This is a genomic window from Mesorhizobium sp. M7A.F.Ca.CA.002.04.1.1 (assembly GCF_004022805.1).
GTDB lineage: Bacteria > Pseudomonadota > Alphaproteobacteria > Rhizobiales > Rhizobiaceae > Mesorhizobium > Mesorhizobium ciceri.
On record NZ_RZPL01000867.1, the window covers coordinates 1 to 2180 of the forward strand.

The 2180-nt window shown below is 64.1% G+C and carries 2 protein-coding genes, 1 pseudogene and 1 riboswitch; of the genes and pseudogenes, 2 read left to right on the top strand and 1 reads right to left on the bottom strand.

Annotated features, from left to right (window positions below; all coding sequences use genetic code 11):
- A pseudogene (locus tag ENZ75_RS29670) lies at positions 1-332 on the top strand (DSD1 family PLP-dependent enzyme); the annotation flags it as partial.
- A 5-nt stretch (positions 333-337) separates the two neighbouring features.
- On the opposite strand, the gene ENZ75_RS29675 reads toward ENZ75_RS29670, so the two are convergent.
- Positions 338-1171, bottom strand: coding sequence for an AraC family transcriptional regulator (locus ENZ75_RS29675; protein WP_063170197.1), 834 nt, complete (start codon positions 1169-1171; stop codon positions 338-340).
- A 235-nt stretch (positions 1172-1406) separates the two neighbouring features.
- Positions 1407-1614: riboswitch (cobalamin riboswitch) on the top strand.
- 164 nt (positions 1615-1778) lie between these two features.
- Between ENZ75_RS29675 and ENZ75_RS29680 the strand changes: the two genes are divergently transcribed.
- A partial coding sequence (locus ENZ75_RS29680; RefSeq protein WP_164888109.1) for an ABC transporter ATP-binding protein occupies positions 1779-2180 on the top strand: 402 nt, incomplete at its 3' end.

Below are 2180 nucleotides of genomic sequence, written 5' to 3' on the forward strand. Positions count from 1 at the left end.
GGAAAGTGGTCGAGCGGATGCTGCCTGGCCCGCCGGCCGTCACCCGCCTGCTGCAGGCGCTCGGCCGGTTTCCGCGCAAGGGCTGCTATCTCTATGGCGGCAAGTGGATGGCCGAGCCGGTCTTCCCCCAAGGCATGAAGACGAACGGCCTGCTCGGCCTGTCCTCCAACCAGCAATTCATGGGCTTGCCCGCCGATGCGGCCGCAAGGCCAGGCGACTACGCGTTTCTAAGGCCGACGCAGAGCGAGGCCGTGCTGCAGCAATTCGGGTCGATCGCCGTGTTTTCCGGCGGAAAGGTCATCGATCGCTGGCCGGCGCTGCCGATGGCGTGATCGAGCTACGCCTTCACCGGTACCCAGATCTCCAGCCCGCCATTGCCGCTGTGGGCATCGAACTCCGGTCCATAGCGCTCGAATTCCGGTGCATCCGCGATTTCGTGACCGGAGTCGGGCAGCCAACTGTTCCAGATCGTGTTGATCGTCCGGCGGATGGATGAGATGTGCTCGCGGTGCGAGAACACCGCATATTTCTGCGCCGGCACCCGCACCCGATAGAAGTCCTTCGGCAGATCCGCAAAGCCGGACACTTCGACGCCGACGACATAGTCGAAATTGCCCGCGTCATCGCCGTTAAGGCAGACGCCGTAGAAAACGCCTGAGATCTCGCCGGGGATGTTGCCGATATAGGGTGCAAAACGCTGCCACTGCATCGGAATCCCGGCGCTGGTTTCGCAGCTGTAGCGTTCGCCGAGGCCGGCGATCAGGAACGGCCGGCTGGTCTCGAAGCGCGGTGGTTCGAGATTGGTGAGGAAGGACTGGTCCATCAGGATCGGCTCCACGAGGTCGAGGTTGTTGGTCGAGCCTTGCGCGCGCACCAGTTCCGGCGTGGTGCCGAACTGATCGCGGAAGGCACGGGTGAACGCCTCATGCGAGTTGTAGCCGGCGTCGAGCGCGACGACGAGGATGTCGGGCGCTCCGCCGGCCAGCTTGCGCGCCGCCTCGGTCAGCCGGCGTGAGCGCATGTAACCCATCACCGAGCGGCCGGTTGCGGCGCCGAAGGCGCGCGTCACATGAAAACGCGACACGCCGCTGCTTTGCGCGACATCGTCAAGCGAGATCGCCTCCGGCAGATGGCTCTCGACGAACCACAGCGCTTTCTCGGTCGGGTTCATGGGGCTCCTTTTCGCATTGGCCGGATCATCTTGGCGTTTCCTGGCGCGGCCAGTTTGATCGAAATTGCGCATTCCGTGCAATCTGCGCCGATCCCATGGGCTTTCGCTTGACAGCGGGCCGCGTCATCTCCTAAGAATGTTATGTTATTACATAAAGTGAGCGTGCAATGCCTGTTTCCCTTAGCTGGCCCACCACTTCGTCCGAGAAATCCATTGCGAAGCGTTTGGTGGAAATCTACGCTGAAGTGGTGATGGTCCCCGAGCCGAAAGGCGAGGGGTGAAAAGGGAACACGGTGAGGCCTGTTCAGGTCGAGGCCGTGGCTGCCCCCGCAACTGTAAGCGGCGAGCAAAATCCGTGAATGCCACTGGCCGGCAAGGCTGGGAAGGCAGGATGGCGCAACGACCCGCGAGCCAGGAGACCTGCCATCACTGAGTTGACCGGACGGGGTGTGCCGGGAGGAAACGCGAATCCCGGCCTTGTCGGCCGGTTCGCCAGCTTCCTTCCGTCGCCAGTTTTGGAAAGTGACGGAAAGTTGGACGGCTCCATCGATCATCGCATCACCATGCTCACACTTTGCCGTCCCCGCAATCCGGCGGGCTGCAGCCGATGAGCGCAGCGCTTCTCGAAGCCCATGACCTCTGTGCCATGGCGAATGGGCGGAATCTGGTCCAGGCGGTCAGCTTCTCGGTGGCCGCTGGCGATCGCCTTGCCATCATCGGTCCCAACGGCGCCGGCAAGACGACGCTGCTGCGCATGCTGTCGGGCATGCTGCGGCCAAGTTCCGGCGAGGTGAAGCTTGGCGGACGCGGGCTGGACAGGATTTCGGCCGCCGAGCGGGCGCTGCATATCGCCGTTGTCGGCCAGACCGACCAGCCCGATCCGCGGCTGGCGGTGATCGATTATGTCGAGCTTGGCCGGGTCCCGCACGCCGGGCTGCGGCGCAGGCGCGAGGAACGCGATATCGCCGTCGAGGCGCTGCGCCGCAGCCCGGCGTGCGGGACCCGGCCA